Below are 15,844 nucleotides of genomic sequence, written 5' to 3' on the forward strand. Positions count from 1 at the left end.
CAAGCTTATGTAGTAAAATTAATCTAAGTGGAGCAAAGTGGATTAAAAAGTAATATAAATGGAATAAAGTGGAGAATAAAATGCTAATAGGTGAATTCAGACACAATTTAGACCCAAAGGGCAGAATTACAATTCCATCAAAATTTAGAGATGACCTTTCTGTATTTGTAATGACAAAGGGTTTAGATAATTGCCTATTTTTATATCCAAAGGATCAATGGGAAAAGATTGAAGATAAATTAAAGGAGCTACCTATGACAAATAAAGCAGTCCGATCCTTTGTGAGAACATTTTTCTCCGGTGCAGTTGATTGTGTATTAGATAAACAGGGAAGAGTGCTCATTGCAGAAAATTTAAGAGATTATGCAAGTTTAGAGGACAAGTGTGTAATCATAGGGCTTTCCAATCGTGCAGAAGTATGGTCTGAGGATAATTGGAATAAATACAACGAAGAGGAAGCACTTTCTTATGAAGAGCTTGCTGAAAAAATGTCGGAGTTGGGAATATAATGGATTTTTCGCATAAAAGTGTTCTTTTAAAGGAAACAATTAACGGACTAAATGTCAGAAGGAATAAAATTTATATTGATGGAACTCTTGGAGGAGCTGGCCACAGTTATGAAATTTTAAAAAAATTAGATGGTACTGGGCTTTTAATAGGAATTGACCAAGATGTAGAAGCACTAAAAGCAGCTAAAGTTAGACTTTCTGAATTTAAAAATGTTGAATTTTTTAATTTAAATTACATAGATTTTGAAAAAGCACTCGATGCACTTGGTATAGATAAAATTGATGGAGTTCTATTAGATATTGGAGTTTCTTCCTATCAATTTGACAATCCAGAAAGAGGGTTTTCATATAGATTTGATGCACCGCTTGATATGAGAATGGATAAGAGTTTAGAAATCTCTGCTAAAGATATTTTAAATACATATAGTGAAGATGAAATTACAAAAATTATAAAAGAATATGGTGAAGAGAAATGGGCTTCTCGAATTTCTAAGTTCATTGTAGATTATAGAAAAAACAGAAATATTGAAACTACTTTTGAACTTGTTGAAATAATAAAAAATGCAATTCCTGCATCTGCTAGAAGAAAGGGGCCTCATCCTGCAAAGAGAACTTTTCAAGCTCTTAGAATTGAGGTTAATAAGGAGTTAGATGTTCTTAAGAATTCAATTGACAGATTTGTAAATAGATTAAATCCTGGTGGCAGAATTGCTATAATTACTTTTCATTCCCTTGAAGATAGAATTGTAAAAAACTCTTTTAAATATTTGGAAAAGGACTGCATATGTCCACCTAATTCTCCAATATGCACTTGTGATAAAAAAAGAGAAATTAAAATTATTACTAGAAAACCCATTACTGCAAGTGAAGAAGAGTTAAAAGAAAACAATAGATCTCATTCAGCTAAATTGAGAATTGCCGAAAAATTAGAGGTGTAAAATGGCAAAAAAATCAACTAAAATCTCAAATAAAAGTTATAATAGATATAAAGATCAATTTTTAAATAATAAGCCTTTTATTTTCACTTTGGCAATTGTTACAATTATTTTTATTGCGATTTTAATTTTATACTCTCAAATTGCAGGTCTTGACAGAGAGATTTTAAAACAAAAGGCTGAAATAGATGAATTAAATAAAACTAAGATAACTCTTGTAGGTGAAATAAAAGCTGTAAAATCTTCTGCACAAATTGCTGAAGAAGCTATGTATAAACTTGGAATGGTTTATCCTTCTGAAGATCAAATAGTTTATATTGATTCAAAGGAAGAAAAAAATTTAGGAGATATTAATTACAATGTATTTTTGAGTCCTATCGTATCTGTTTTAAGGTCCTTTACAAGAGATTAGGAGGATATATTGAAAAATAATAAGATCAAAGCTAGAGATAGAAAAAGGGAAGGTGGATTTAAAAGGCACACTAATAACGCCAATAAATTCATATTTATATTTTTTATCTTTCTAGCTTTTTTATTTGTAACTGTAATCGCAAAACTTTTATATATTCAAATTGTTCAGTCAGAGGATTTAACCATTGCTGCTCTTAACCAACTTACTAGGACTGAGGTTATAAATTCTAATCGTGGCATTATTTACGATAGGAATAAAAAAGAGATGGCTATAAACATTACTAAGTGCAATATTTTTTACAATTTGGATTATTTGACACAATTTAAGGATGAAAGTAATAGCGATTTTAAAAACAGAAAAGAAAAATTATATGATGAAGATGCAAAAATCATTTCTGATATTACTGGATTAGATTACGATGAAGTAAGAGGAAATATGATTGGCGATAAAGTTGTGAGAGTTGCCACAAATGTTGATCGAGCAAAGGCAAATGAGTTAAAGGATTTAAGAACAAAAATTGCAAAGGAAAATCAAAACAAAAAAGACAATAAAAATTTGAATTTAATGGCAATTTCTATTGACGATGTAACTAGGAGACTTTATCCTTTTAATAATCTTGCTTCTTATATAATTGGATTTACTAATGACGAAAATGTTGGGCAATATGGAATTGAGGCTAGCTATGACGAAGAACTTTCTGGAATTTCTGGAAAAAGTGTTTCACTAAAGGATAATGCATCAAATAAGATCCCTTTGACAGATGAGGAAACTTATGCTCCAAAAGAAGGTTATTCTGTAGTTTTGTCAATTGATTCAAACATTCAACAATTTGCAGAGACTGCTGCAGAAAATGCAAAAAAAGATAATAATGCAGATAGAGTTTCTGTAATTGTTCAAGATACTATGACAGGAGAAATTTTGGCAATGACAACTAAGGACGACTATAATCTAAATGATCCAAGAGCTCCTATAAATGAAAAACAAGAAAAAGAATGGAACAATTTAAATGAAGAAGAAAAAATGAATGTGCTATACGAAAATTGGAGAGATTTTAATGTAAACGATCAATACGAACCAGGTTCAATTTTTAAACTCATTACGGCAGCAGCTGCTATCGAAGAAAACACTTCTCAACCAGATTCACAGTATTATTGTAATGGGTGGATAAAGATAGGAGATAGAAAATTATCTTGTACAAGTCCAACTAGGGGAATGAAAACTCTTGCAAAGGCGATTGAAGAGTCTTGTAACATGACTATGATACAAGTTGGGCAAGGTTTAGGAGCTGAAAAGCTTTTAAATTACATCAAAGCTTTTGGGTTTGGTAGAAAAACTGGTATAGAATTATATGGTGAGTCTATGGGGTTAATTCCAGCATCTGCTAATGAGATTAGCAAAGTAAAACTTGCAACAATGTCTTATGGTCATTCAATTGCAGTTTCTCCGCTTCAACTTATAAATGCAGTAAGTGCAATTTCTAATGGTGGTTTTTTAAACAAGCCAACACTTATAAAAGAATTAGTGGACGCCAATGGAAATGTAATTGAAAAAAGAAAACTGATCTCAAAAGAAGGGTAATTTCCGAGGAAACTTCAGATAAGATGAAGTATATGATGAAGAGAGTAGTCGATAGTGGAATAGGAAAACTTGCACAAGTACCAGGTTATCAAGTTGGCGGAAAATCTGGTACAGCAAATATTGCAACACCTACAGGTTATTTAGATGCATATAATTCATCTTTTGTCGGAGTTGCTCCTCTTAATGCTCCTAGATTAACTGTACTTGTTATAGTAAATAATCCTAAGGGTGCAATACTTGGTAGTGCTGTTGCAGCACCAGTAGTACAAGAAATTTTAAGTAAATCTTTGAATTATATGAAAATTCAAAAAACTGAAGAAGTTGATGAAAAAGAAGATTTTGTATCAGTGCCAGAAGTAGAGGGATTGCTTTTAGAAGATGCTGGGAAAATTTTACTAAAATCAGGGCTTAGATTTAACACTAATGCTGAAGGAGTAGAAAATTATTCTGTAGTAATAAATCAAAGTCCGTCACAGGGATCTTATGTAATAAAAAACACCATAGTTGATCTAGCAATAAATGATAAAGACAGTGGTATTTTGATAATGCCTAATTTATCAAGAAAGAGTAGAAAAGAAGTTGAATCTATTTTAAATTCTATGAATATAGAGTATAATATCAAAGGAAATGGCGACTTTATTTCACAAAGCCCTAGAGCTGGCAAAAAGTTATCAGGAGATGAAACTGTTACAATTAATTATTCGAAAAGAGATGACGAAGAAGTTTTGAATGAGGAAAATTCAAAAATTAATAATGGTGTCAATGCGAATAATAAAAATTCAACAGAGGAAAATTCTAACAATAAGAAAAATTCGTTGATAAATAAAGGAAATAATGTAAAAAAAGAAAAATAGAGAATAATAAAAGTTTAAATAGAGTACATTATAAAAAATAAAAGGGATTAGGATAAAAAATATTATGAATTATTTAGTTAATTTAGCGTTGGGTTTAATTTTCTCATTAATTTTTGGAAGAATTTTAATTCCAATATTAAAAAACTTGCACGCAGGTCAAAGTATAAGAGAAGATGGCCCACAAAGTCATATGATAAAAAGCGGCACGCCAACAATTGGTGGATTAATATTTTTATCTTCTGCAATAATGACAACTTTACTTACAAGAAATTTTAAAGTTTCTGTCCTTATGATACTTTTTTCTACACTTGCCTTTGGAGCAGTGGGATTTATAGACGATTATATAAAAGTTGTTATGAAGCGGAATTTAGGACTTCGTGCTTATCAAAAACTTCTTTTACAAATCATAGCGGCTATAATTTTAATTGTTTATCAGTATAATTCTAAAAATATGGGAACGGATTTATACATTCCTTTTTTAAAGGATTATAGATCCATTGGACTTTTTTATATTCCTTTTATAATTTTTGTAATCGTAGGAACTGTTAACTCAGTAAATTTAACTGATGGTCTTGATGGACTTTCTACTAGTGTGACAATTATTTGTCTATTGTTTTTTAATGTAGTTTCTGTTAAGTTTCAAAGATATGAGATTGCAACTTTCTGTATTGTGCTTGCAGGAGCCTTAATTGGTTTTTTATTTTTCAATAAATATCCAGCCAAAGTTTTTATGGGCGATACGGGATCTCTAGCACTAGGTGGTGCAATTTCTGCAATAGCTCTTCTTTTAAATGTACCCTTAATCCTACCAATAGCTGGAGGAATATATTTTATAGAAACTCTTTCTGTCATTATTCAAGTCCTAAGTTTTAAGACGAGGGGAAAGAGAGTATTTCTCATGTCGCCACTTCATCATCACTTTGAACAAAAGGGGTGGCACGAGAAAAAAATTGTTGCAGTATTCTCATTAGTTGAACTTATACTATGTGTAATTTCATATTTAATATTATTTTAGGTGATAGAAATGTTAGAAAATAAAAATATTCTTATATTGGGCTTTGGAGTAACGGGAAGAGCTACTTTAAAATTTTTAAAGGGATTTCCATGTAAAATTTATATTTTCGATAGTAATAAAGATCTTCAAAAGTTAAATATAGACGAAGATTTTATAATTTTTAAGGAAGAAGATTTAGAAAAAATTGATTTAATAGTAAAAAGTCCAGGGATTTATCCTTTCCACGAACTTTTAGTCAAAGCAAGGGAAAAAAATATTGAAATAATTTCTGATATTGAATTAAGTTATAGAAATTTAAAAACTAATAATGTAGTTGCAGTTACAGGAACTAATGGGAAAACTACAACTACTACAATTATTGGCGATATTTTAAGAAGAAAGGCAAAGACTTTTGTAGTTGGAAATATTGGAAAGGGAATTTTAGAAATAACTGAAGAAGTAAATGATGATGACTATATTGTTATAGAAGCTTCATCCTTCCAATTAGAAGATACGAAAACTTTTAAGCCACATATTGCACTTTTAACTTATGTTACTAGCGATCACTTAGATTGGCACAAGACAACACAAAACTATATTGATGCAAAATTTAAAATTTTCGCAAATCAGGATTGTGAAGACTTTGCAATTTTAAATTATGAAAATAAAGAGCTTGCCCAAAATTATAATTTAAAGGGCGAAAAATATTATTTTTCAATGAATAAGATTTCAGAAAAAGGAACTTATGTTGAAAATGGAAAGATTTATTTTAACGATGGCGAAAATATCGAGGAGATTTTAGAAACAAGGGATGTTAAAATTCCTGGAAAGCACAATATTAAAAACATTATGGCGGCAATTATTGCCACAAAACTCTTAAATATTGATACGGATACTATAAGAAAGAGCATTATTTCTTTTACTGGAGTTGAACATAGAATTGAATTTGTAAGAGAAATTCACGGAGTAAAATATTACAATGATTCAAAGGGAACAAACCCAGATTCAACTGAAGTTGCAGTTGCTGCAATGGATGGCAATGTGATTCTTATAGCAGGTGGATACGACAAGGGTGCAAATTTTGATGAGTTAATAGAAAAGTCTAAAAATAAATTAAAAACTGTAATTTTATTTGGACAAACTGCAGAAAAATTTTCTAATTCTTGCAAAAAGTCAGAAGTTGAATTTTATATTGTAAAGGATCTAAATAGGGCTGTTGAACTTGCAAATAAATTGGCAGTTAAGGGAGATGACGTTCTCCTTTCTCCTGCATGTGCATCATGGGATATGTATAGTGATTATGAAGCTAGAGGAAGACATTTTAAAGATTTAATTAGAGAGTTGGTATAAATGAAGTTAAAAAAGGAGATGAAAGATGTTGATCTAATGCTTTTAGTTAGCATGATACTTTTAGTAGTAATAGGTCTTATTGCGGTTACATCAGCATCTTTTCCCACTGCAAAAAAATACAATTTAAATAGTTTTCACTATCTAATTAGGCAGGGAATGTTTCTAATTTTAGGAATAGTCTCCATGATTTTAATAATTCGTGTGCCTAGAGCAGTAATTTATAAGAATATTTCATGGTTATTTCCTTTAAGTGTAATATTAATTTTATTGCTATGGACACCTCTTGGATCTGCGAAAAAGGGTCAAGCAAGGTGGTTGGACTTTAGGGTAATACCTCTTAGATTTCAGCCCTCAGATATTTTAAAAATTTCATCTATTATTTATTTGTCAAAATATCTTTCAAGAAATATCTATAGCCTTAGAGAACCAAAGACATTTATGACAGCCGTTGCTATAATGGGTATATCTGTAGGACCAATTATGATAAAGGATTTTTCTACGGCAGTTGTAATAGGAGTGGCACTTTTTGCGATACTTCTTGCAGCTGGCATTGATAAGAAGCAGTTTTTATTTTTAATAGTATTGGGTGCTGTCTTTATATGGCTTGTTCTAAAGGATCCAGAAAATAAGTTTAGAATTAAAAGAATTTTAGGATTTGTATCCGATTCTACAAATTATCAATCAGCAGATTTATACCAAGCAAGACAATCTCTTTATGCTTTTGCTCTCGGTGGTTATTCAGGTGTTGGACTTTTTAGATCTAGACAAAAATACACAAATTTGCCAGAAGCATACACTGACTTTATTTTTTCAGTGATAGCAGAAGAATTTGGATTTATAGGAACTTTTGTAATTATTTTGCTTTTTATAGTCTACATTTATAGAGGTTATATGATTGCCTTTAAAGCAACAAATTATTTTGATAAATTCACAGCAATTGGTATGACAACTTATATTGGTATACAGGCATTTTTTAACATGGGAGTATGTGCAAAACTACTTCCTGTAACTGGTATTACACTTCCTTTTATATCCTATGGAGGAACTGCACTTGTAATAGCAATTGCATCCACAGCAATTTTACTTAAAATATCGAAAGAAGGCACTATATGAAATATATTTTATCTGGTGGAGGAACTGGTGGACATATTTATCCAGCTCTTGCCATAGGAGAAGAAATAAAAAAACAAGACAAAGAGGCAAAAATTTTATATGTAGGCAAGAAAAATTCTTTAGAAGAAGAACTTGCAGAAAAATATAATTTTGACTTTAAGGGAATAGATATTTCTGGTCTACCTAGAAAAAAGTTAAATAAAGACACTGTAATTACATTTTTTAATTTAATGAAGGGATTAAATCAGTGTACAAAAATATTAAATATATTTAAACCAGATATTGTTATTGGGACTGGTGGATATGTATGTGCTCCAATAGTTTTTAAAGCACAACAAAAAAAGATAAAGACGGCTATCCAAGAGCAAAATGCATATCCTGGAAAGACTAATAAAATTTTGGCAAAAAAAGCAGATTATGTTTTTATAAATTTCATGGAAGCGAAAAAACATTTAAGTAACGAGAATATTATTTTTACAGGAAATCCAATAAGGGATGTTTTTTCACATCTTGACAGAAACAAATCAAGAGAGAAATTAAAAATAAAAAATAATGAAAAATTTGTGTTTTCCTTTGGCGGAAGTGGTGGACAAGAATCTACTAATGACGCAATTTTAGAAATATTGAACAAAAAAGAAAAATTACCTTTTAAGTTAACTCATATAACTGGAAGAGAACATTTTAAATCATTTATGGAAAAATTAGGGAAGGTACCTGAAAATGTTGAAATTTTAGACTATACTCATAATGTTTATGATTATCTTTCCAGTGCAGATCTTGTAATAGCATCTTCATCTGCAATGACATTGGCTGAAATTTCAGCAATAGGAATAGCATCAATTTTAATACCAAAGGCGTATACTGCAGGAAATCATCAGTATTACAACGCTATGAGTTATAGCAATATGGGCGCAAGCTTTGTTATTGAAGAAAAAAACTTAAAGGGAGATACCTTATTAAGAGAAATAGAAAATATATTAAATAATTGTGAAGGAAGAAACATAATGGCAGAAAATGCAAAAAAGCTGGCAAGTCCTGATGCTGTTTCAAAAATTGTTGATTTAATTTTAAAGTGATTTTATGAAAAAGATGAAAAAGATGAAAAAGAAAAAAAGAAAACTAAATAAGAAAAGAAAATATTTTAGAATTTTTACTAGGTTTTTTTTATTTTTTTTCTTCGTTTTTTTGTTGATTTTTGCATTAAAAAATTCTAATCTATTTAATATAAAAAGTGTAACTATTGAAGGCAATAAAAAGGTTGCCTCTGCCACTATAAAAAGGGTTTCTGAATTAAAAAAGGGAAATAAATATTTCTTGATTTCAAAAAAGAAAAGACAAGAAAGCATAAAATCTATTCCATACATAAAGGATGCAAAAATATCATTTAATGCCATTGGAAATGTCAAGATTAAGGTAACTGAAAGAGCTCCTTATTATCAAATGGAAACAAACGAATATCTTTTGGTTGACGAAGATTTTAGAATATTGGAAAACTCAAAGAAGAAAGCTGACAATTTAATAAATTTAAGTGGTTTTAATTTAGAAGATCAAAAACCAGGCAATTATATTTTAAAGAATAAAGAAGATGAGGAAAAAAAGGCTCTTCTTCTAGAGATTAAAAAAGACAAATATTCACTAAATGGAAATATAAAAGAAATTGAATTAATGGACTCTATTGCGACCTTTACAACAGTTAGCGGAATTAAAATTGAATTCGGGTCTTATAATAATACAGCTTATAAATTAAAAATGCTCTCTTTAATTTTGGATGATATTAAAAAAACAAATAAAAACGCTGTCATTATTCAAATGGAAAAGGGTGAGAGTCCGATTCTTATTACTAATGATGAGAATGAAGGCGACAATAAAAACAATAAAGAAGTGAGAAGAGAAAATTCTAAAGAGAATAATGAAAAAAGTTACAAGGAAATAGAAAAAATTAGTAAAAACAAATAAAAGTAAGCAAATGACCTTTATATATTGACTATTTGCGACTATTTCTATAAAATAATAGTAATGAATAAAAAAACAATTAATTAGTATAAGAGGAGGATGTTTATGTTGGAATTCGATATGGATCAAGACGAATTTGCCAAAATTAAAGTAGTTGGCGTTGGTGGCGGCGGAAACAACGCTGTTAATAGAATGATTAACGCTGGTGTTAAAGGCGTAGAATTTTTAGCTTTCAATACTGACAAACAAGCATTAAAAAGCTCACTTGCCGAAAACAAGATTCAACTTGGTGAAAAAATAACTAAAGGTCTTGGAGCAGGTGCGAATCCTGAAGTAGGAGAACAAGCAGCAGAAGAATCAATTGATGAAATTAGAGAAGCTCTTGAAGGTGCTGACATGGTGTTTATCACTGCAGGTATGGGTGGAGGTACTGGTACTGGTGCAGCTCCTGTTATAGCTGATGTTGCAAAAGAATTAGGCCTACTAACAGTTGGTGTTGTTACAAAACCCTTTACATTTGAAGGTAAAAAAAGAGCAAAATCTGCTGAATTAGGAATAAACTCTCTAAAGGGAAAAGTTGATACATTAGTTATAATTCCAAATGACAGACTTCTTAGCGTTGCAGACAAGAAGACTAGCTTCTCACAAGCTTTTGAAATGGCTGATGACATTTTAAAACAAGGTATTCAAGGTATTTCAGATTTGATTTCTGTACCTAATTTAATCAACCTTGATTTTGCTGATGTTAAAACGATTATGTATGACAAAGGCGTTGCTCATATGGGTATTGGTCGTGCTTCAGGTGATGATAGAGCTACAGAAGCTGCAAAACTTGCAATCAATTCTCCTCTACTAGAAACTTCTATTGAAGGAGCAAAATCTGTCCTATTGAATATTACTGCAGGATCAGATCTTGGTATTTTTGAAGTTAATGAAGCAGCAGATTTAATTAGAGATTGTGTATCTGAAGATGCAAATATTATCTTCGGTGCAGGAATTGACGAAACACTTAAGGATGAAGTAAAGATAACAGTTATTGCAACTGAATTCGATAAGTATAAAGATGAAAAGAAGGATAAAAAAGAAAGCAAAACTGAAGTTTCAGGGAAAAGCCCCCTTGAATCTCTTGAAGATACTGAAGAAGATAGTGGCGAACTTAAAATCCCTTCTTTCTTGAGAATTAATAGAAAATAATAGAATTATTTTCGCAATATAACATTTTGGACATTGGAGACAATGTCCTTTTTTATTAAATTAAAAAAAATAAATTAATAAATTTACTTGACAAAAATAAAATTGAACATTATAATCATTCATTAAATATTGAGATAATATTGTACAACTTTGAATACTATATAGCTATGAGAAAAAGCGCAAAATTTATCTAAGTTTAAGAGAGATGTTATTTGGTGAGAAACATTACTTGAATTTTTTGCAACTCATTTTCTCGCATCACTATTGAATAAAGTAGGTAGTGACGTATAACTACGTTAAAAGTTTCAAGTGGCTGTAAAGCAATTTAGGTGGTACCGCGATCATTCGTCCTGAGATTATTCTCAGGACTTTTTTATTAGGAGGAAAAGATGAAAAAGATAGTAAAAATTTTTGATACTACATTGAGAGATGGAGAGCAATCCCCGGGATGTTCAATGAACAGAAAAGAAAAAGTTCAACTGGCTTATCAAATAGAGAAGTTGGGAGTAGATGTTATTGAAGCAGGTTTTGCTGCATCTTCAGTGGAAGATTTTAATTCCATAAGAGAAGTTGCAAAAATAGCAAAAAATATGACAGTAGCTTCCCTTGCAAGATGCAATAAAAATGATATAGATAGAGCTTATGAAGCTTTAAAGGATGCGAAATATAAAAGATTGCACATTTTTATTGCTACAAGTGATATTCACATGGAATATAAACTAGAAATGACTAGAGAGGATGTTAAAAATTCCGTTAGAAAGCATGTTACTTATGCAAAAGAAAAATTTTCTGATATTGAATTTTCATGTGAAGATGCTACAAGAACAGATGTAGATTTTATGATAGAGGTAATTCAAATTGCAGTAGATTGTGGAGCTACGACAATAAATATTCCCGATACTGTGGGTTATATTATGCCAGATGAGTATTCAGATATCATTAAAAAGGTAAGAGAAAATGTTGTAGGAATTGAAAATGTAGACATATCAGTACATTGTCATAATGATTTAGGGCTTGCTGTTGCAAATTCACTTGCAGCAATAAAGGCAGGGGCAACTCAAGTTGAATGTACAATAAATGGTATAGGAGAAAGAGCTGGCAATACAGCGATGGAAGAAGTTGTAATGGCATTAAAAACAAGAGGGGATTTTTTTAATATAGATACAAATATTAATACTAAAGAAATAATGAAATCTTCAGAAATGCTTTCTTCAATAATTGGAGTTAAAATAAGTCCAACAAAACCAATTGTCGGTAAAAATGTATTTAGTCATGAGGCTGGAATTCACCAACATGGAGTTTTTAAAAATAAAGAGACTTATGAAATTATGGATCCTTCAATGATAGGTTATAAAGCAAATTCTTTTGTACTGGGCAAGCATTCAGGAAAACATGCATTAAAACAAAAACTAGAAGAATTAGGTTTTATTGTAAATGATATAGAGATGAATGATATTTTTGAAAAATTTAAAGAGGTATCCGATGTTAAAAAAGAAATTTATGATGATGATTTAATTGCGATTATGAGTGCCAACAATAAATTAGTTCCTGGAGGATATGAGTTTTTAGATTATCAATCTATGACAAGTAATGGAAAAGATTCTAAGACAATAATAAAAGTTAAAAAAGATGATAGAGAAATAGAGATGCTAGGTACTGGTAAAGGCCCTATAGATGCTGCATTTGATGCAATGAGAAAGATTACATCTAGAAATATTAAATTAAAAGATTTTTCTATAAACTCAGTTACGCAAGGAAAGGATGCACTTGGGGAGACTATAATTAGAGTATATGACGAAGATACAAATAGGACACTTGGTGCTAAGGGATTAGACAATGACATCATAAAATCGGGAATATTATCTTATATAAATGCAGTAAATAGAATTGAAAGATGAGGATAGAATATGAAAACACTATTTGAAAAAATTTGGGATAGACATGTAATTACATCGAAAGATGATAAAGACTTATTATACATTGACCTTCATTTAATTCATGAAGTTACATCTCCTCAAGCTTTTGAAGCATTAAGAATTAAGAATAGGAAATTTAGAAGACCTGACTTGACTTTTGCTACAATGGATCACAATACGCCTACAAGAATAGAAAATAGAAAAAATATATCAGAAATTAAAGATAAACTTTCAAAAGAACAGTTAGAAACTTTAGAAAAAAATTGTAAAGAATATGGAATAGAGCTTTTTGATATGAATTCAGAAAATAATGGAATAGTCCATATGATTGGACCTGAAATGGGTCTATCTCTTCCGGGAAAGACAATAGTGTGTGGAGATTCACATACTGCAACACATGGCGCTATGGGTGCAATAGCTTTTGGAATAGGTACAAGTGAAGTTGAAGATGTATTTGCAACACAATGTATTTGGAATAAAAAACCTAAAAATATGGGAGTTAAAATTACTGGACAGCTTGGCGAAAATATAAGTTCAAAGGACATTATTCTAAAATTAATAAGTAAGTATTCAACATCTTTTGGTAGTGGATATGCAATAGAATTTTTTGGCGACACAATTGAGAATATGGAAATGGAACAGAGACTTACACTTTCTAATATGGCAATTGAAGGTGGTGCAAAGTTTGGGATTATAAAGCCTGACAACAAGACTATAGAATATATTAGAAATAGGAAATATACACCTAAAGGAAAAGCTTTTGAAAAATATTTGAAATCAATTGAAGATTTATATACAGATGATGAGAGTTGCTACGATAAAATAATAAGTTTAGATGTTAGCAATTTAAAAAGGCAAGTAAGCTATGGGACAAATCCATCTATGACTTGTGATATAGATGAATACTTTCCAAAAATTAAATCAGAAGAAGATAAAAAATCCTATGAATATATGGGAATAAAAGAAAATATGAGAGCAAGTGAAATAAAAGTGGATACAGTTTTTATTGGTTCATGCACAAATGGAAGAATTGTAGATATGAAAATAGCAGCAGATGTTATTAAGGGAAATAAAGTAAAAGATGGTATACGTTGTATAATTGTTCCGGGTTCTATGGAAGTGAAAAGATATATACATGAGAAGGGATTAGATAAAATATTTTTAGATGCTGGATGTGAACTTAGAGAACCGGGATGTTCATATTGTTTAGCTATGAACGATGATAAAATTGATGAATTTAAACATTGTGTATCTACTTCAAATAGAAATTTTGAAGGGAGACAAGGTAGACTTTCTAGGACACATCTAGTATCACCTTATACAGCAGCACTTTGTGCAATAGAAGGGAGAATAGTATGAAAAAGATAGAAGTAATGAAATCAAAACCAATAATTATTTTTAAAGACAATATTGATACAGATATACTAATTCCCAAAAATTATTTAAAGACGACTAAGAGAAAGGGTTTTGAAAAGGCACTATTTTCGCCTTGGAGATATGATGTGAAGGGAGATGAAATTAAGGCTTTTCCTCTTAACATTGATAAAAACAAAGATAGAAATATTTTAATAACAGGGGATAATTTTGGATGTGGTTCTTCACGCGAGCATGCAGCATGGGCTCTTATTGACTACGGAATTGATGTTATTATAGCGGGGGGATATTCGCCTATATTTTATATGAATTATATAAATAACAATAGACTCCCAATTATTTTAGATGAAAAATACAGAAGAGAACTTGTAGATGATATTGAAATAGAAATAGATCTTATAAACAAAAAGATTACTCAAGAAGATAGAATTTATAGTTTTGAAATTGAAGATTCTTTCAGAGAAAAACTAATAAATGGAGAAGACAATATTTCAGAAATTTTAAAATATGAAGAATTAATAAGCTCATATGAGGAGAGTAAAATATGAAGGAAATTTTAGTTTTAAAAGGAGATGGGGTTGGAGAAGAAATCATAAACTCCGCTTTAAAAGTTTTAGAGGAAATTTCAAATAAAAGTGATTTCAAATATAATTTAAATTTTGCTGAAATAGGTGGAGATGCCATTGATAAATATGGAGATCCCTTTCCAGAAGAAACAAAGGAGATGCTTAAAAATAAAGATGCAGTCCTCCTTGGAGCAGTTGGAGGTCCAAAATGGGATAATATTGAAAGCGACAAAAGACCGGAAAAGGGACTTTTAAGACTTAGAAAAGAAATGGGAGTCTATATTAATCTTAGACCTGCAAAAATTTATGAAAAATTACTAGACAGATCTCCAATAAAAAACGAAATAGTAAAAGACTTAAATATTTTAGTTGTGAGAGAACTTCTTGGAGGAATTTATTTTGGCAAGAGAGATATCTATGTAGAGAAGGGCATAAGAAAGGCCTATGATGTAGAATTCTACGATGAAAAGGAAATTAAAAGGATTGCAAAATATGCTTTTATAGCAGCAAGAGATAGAAGAAAAAAATTAAGTTTAATAGATAAGGCAAATGTTCTTGATTCTTCAAAACTATGGAGAGAAGTTGTAAAGGAAGTTCATGAAGATTTTAAAGATGTAGAACTTGAATTTTTGTATGTAGATAATGCCTCTATGCAGCTTATTAAAAATCCTCGAAATTTTGATGTAATTCTGACAAATAATATTTTTGGAGATATTTTATCTGATGAATTAAGTGAGATAACAGGATCTATTGGCCTACTTCCTTCGGCATCAATTGGAGATAGTATATCTCTATATGAGCCAATACATGGTTCAGCGCTAGATATTGCAGGCAAAAATATTGTAAATCCAATTGCAACTATTCTTTCAGTAGCAATGATGCTTAAATTTTCCTTTAATAGAGAAGATTTAGCAAAAGAAATAGAAGAATCTGTTAAAAAAACTATTGAAAAAGACATTTTAAGCTTTGATTTAAATAAAGAAAATTACTATACCACAAAAGATATAACAGACGAAATTATTAAAAATTTATAAAAAAACTTGACACTTTTAGAAAATTAAATTAATATAATTAACAATACAAAAAAAGAGTTATA

General features: G+C 30.2%; 15 protein-coding genes and 1 other annotated feature. All 15 genes read left to right on the top strand.

Going from position 1 to position 15,844, the window contains the following annotated elements:
• The first annotated feature begins 80 nt into the window (after positions 1-80).
• The 15 genes from mraZ to leuB all read left to right on the top strand — a co-directional run bounded on the left by mraZ (position 81) and on the right by leuB (position 15,782).
• Positions 81-509: a division/cell wall cluster transcriptional repressor MraZ gene (gene mraZ, locus BIV18_RS00185; protein WP_075658573.1), complete on the top strand. Its 429-nt coding sequence runs from the start codon at positions 81-83 to the stop codon at positions 507-509.
• Positions 509-1,447, top strand: coding sequence for a 16S rRNA (cytosine(1402)-N(4))-methyltransferase RsmH (gene rsmH / locus BIV18_RS00190; protein ID WP_075658575.1), 939 nt, complete (start codon positions 509-511; stop codon positions 1,445-1,447). Before mraZ ends, rsmH begins: the two co-directional genes overlap by 1 nt.
• A 1-nt stretch (position 1,448) precedes the next feature.
• Positions 1,449-1,856, top strand: a complete 408-nt coding sequence (locus BIV18_RS00195) for an FtsB family cell division protein (protein WP_075658577.1) — start codon at positions 1,449-1,451, stop codon at positions 1,854-1,856.
• A 9-nt stretch (positions 1,857-1,865) separates the two neighbouring features.
• A complete protein-coding gene (locus BIV18_RS00200; protein WP_268875134.1) occupies positions 1,866-3,434 on the top strand; it encodes a peptidoglycan D,D-transpeptidase FtsI family protein in 1,569 nt (522 codons plus the stop codon).
• A gap of 23 nt (positions 3,435-3,457) precedes the next feature.
• Positions 3,458-4,288 (top strand): PASTA domain-containing protein, encoded by an 831-nt coding sequence (locus BIV18_RS11185; protein WP_268875135.1) that lies wholly within the window; start codon positions 3,458-3,460, stop codon positions 4,286-4,288.
• A 64-nt stretch (positions 4,289-4,352) separates the two neighbouring features.
• Positions 4,353-5,303 (top strand): phospho-N-acetylmuramoyl-pentapeptide-transferase, encoded by a 951-nt coding sequence (gene mraY, locus BIV18_RS00205; protein WP_075658579.1) that lies wholly within the window; start codon positions 4,353-4,355, stop codon positions 5,301-5,303.
• Positions 5,304-5,312: 9 nt separating this feature from the next.
• Positions 5,313-6,632, top strand: coding sequence for a UDP-N-acetylmuramoyl-L-alanine--D-glutamate ligase (gene murD, locus BIV18_RS00210; protein WP_075658581.1), 1,320 nt, complete (start codon positions 5,313-5,315; stop codon positions 6,630-6,632).
• The gene (locus BIV18_RS00215) at positions 6,633-7,745 is read left to right on the top strand and encodes an FtsW/RodA/SpoVE family cell cycle protein (protein ID WP_075658583.1); all 1,113 of its coding nucleotides are present in this window, start codon (positions 6,633-6,635) and stop codon (positions 7,743-7,745) included. It begins immediately after the preceding gene.
• A complete protein-coding gene (gene murG, locus BIV18_RS00220) occupies positions 7,742-8,821 on the top strand; it encodes an undecaprenyldiphospho-muramoylpentapeptide beta-N-acetylglucosaminyltransferase (protein ID WP_075658585.1) in 1,080 nt (359 codons plus the stop codon). The genes BIV18_RS00215 and murG overlap by 4 nt, the downstream gene beginning before the upstream one ends.
• 22 nt (positions 8,822-8,843) lie before the next feature.
• Complete coding sequence (locus BIV18_RS00225; RefSeq protein ID WP_235860740.1) at positions 8,844-9,701, top strand: cell division protein FtsQ/DivIB; 858 nt, start codon at positions 8,844-8,846, stop codon at positions 9,699-9,701.
• Positions 9,702-9,803: 102 nt separating this feature from the next.
• Positions 9,804-10,892, top strand: coding sequence for a cell division protein FtsZ (ftsZ, locus tag BIV18_RS00230; RefSeq protein WP_075658587.1), 1,089 nt, complete (start codon positions 9,804-9,806; stop codon positions 10,890-10,892).
• 158 nt (positions 10,893-11,050) lie between these two features.
• Positions 11,051-11,248: a binding site (T-box leader), on the top strand.
• Positions 11,249-11,281: 33 nt separating this feature from the next.
• On the top strand, positions 11,282-12,790 hold the full coding sequence (locus BIV18_RS00235) for a 2-isopropylmalate synthase (protein ID WP_075658589.1): 1,509 nt from the start codon (positions 11,282-11,284) through the stop codon (positions 12,788-12,790).
• Positions 12,791-12,799: 9 nt separating this feature from the next.
• Positions 12,800-14,167: a 3-isopropylmalate dehydratase large subunit gene (leuC, locus tag BIV18_RS00240; protein WP_075658591.1), complete on the top strand. Its 1,368-nt coding sequence runs from the start codon at positions 12,800-12,802 to the stop codon at positions 14,165-14,167.
• Positions 14,164-14,730: a 3-isopropylmalate dehydratase small subunit gene (gene leuD / locus BIV18_RS00245; protein WP_075658593.1), complete on the top strand. Its 567-nt coding sequence runs from the start codon at positions 14,164-14,166 to the stop codon at positions 14,728-14,730. The genes leuC and leuD overlap by 4 nt, the downstream gene beginning before the upstream one ends.
• Entirely contained in the window at positions 14,727-15,782 is a 1,056-nt protein-coding gene (leuB, locus tag BIV18_RS00250) for a 3-isopropylmalate dehydrogenase (protein WP_075658595.1), read from the top strand. Before leuD ends, leuB begins: the two co-directional genes overlap by 4 nt.
• Positions 15,783-15,844 lie beyond the last annotated feature (62 nt).

It is taken from the genome of Peptoniphilus grossensis (assembly GCF_001940285.1).
Classification (GTDB): domain Bacteria; phylum Bacillota; class Clostridia; order Tissierellales; family Peptoniphilaceae; genus Peptoniphilus_A; species Peptoniphilus_A faecalis.

Coding starts and splice junctions, on each gene's coding strand:
- BIV18_RS00215 (WP_075658583.1), top strand. CDS start 6,633: ATGAAGTTAAAAAAGGAGATGAAAGATGTTGATCTAATGCTTTTAGTT.
- mraZ (WP_075658573.1), top strand. CDS start 81: ATGCTAATAGGTGAATTCAGACACAATTTAGACCCAAAGGGCAGAATT.
- BIV18_RS00235 (WP_075658589.1), top strand. CDS start 11,282: ATGAAAAAGATAGTAAAAATTTTTGATACTACATTGAGAGATGGAGAG.
- rsmH (WP_075658575.1), top strand. CDS start 509: ATGGATTTTTCGCATAAAAGTGTTCTTTTAAAGGAAACAATTAACGGA.
- mraY (WP_075658579.1), top strand. CDS start 4,353: ATGAATTATTTAGTTAATTTAGCGTTGGGTTTAATTTTCTCATTAATT.
- leuB (WP_075658595.1), top strand. CDS start 14,727: ATGAAGGAAATTTTAGTTTTAAAAGGAGATGGGGTTGGAGAAGAAATC.
- BIV18_RS00195 (WP_075658577.1), top strand. CDS start 1,449: ATGGCAAAAAAATCAACTAAAATCTCAAATAAAAGTTATAATAGATAT.
- murG (WP_075658585.1), top strand. CDS start 7,742: ATGAAATATATTTTATCTGGTGGAGGAACTGGTGGACATATTTATCCA.
- murD (WP_075658581.1), top strand. CDS start 5,313: ATGTTAGAAAATAAAAATATTCTTATATTGGGCTTTGGAGTAACGGGA.
- ftsZ (WP_075658587.1), top strand. CDS start 9,804: ATGTTGGAATTCGATATGGATCAAGACGAATTTGCCAAAATTAAAGTA.
- leuC (WP_075658591.1), top strand. CDS start 12,800: ATGAAAACACTATTTGAAAAAATTTGGGATAGACATGTAATTACATCG.
- BIV18_RS00225 (WP_235860740.1), top strand. CDS start 8,844: ATGAAAAAGAAAAAAAGAAAACTAAATAAGAAAAGAAAATATTTTAGA.
- BIV18_RS11185 (WP_268875135.1), top strand. CDS start 3,458: ATGAAGTATATGATGAAGAGAGTAGTCGATAGTGGAATAGGAAAACTT.
- leuD (WP_075658593.1), top strand. CDS start 14,164: ATGAAAAAGATAGAAGTAATGAAATCAAAACCAATAATTATTTTTAAA.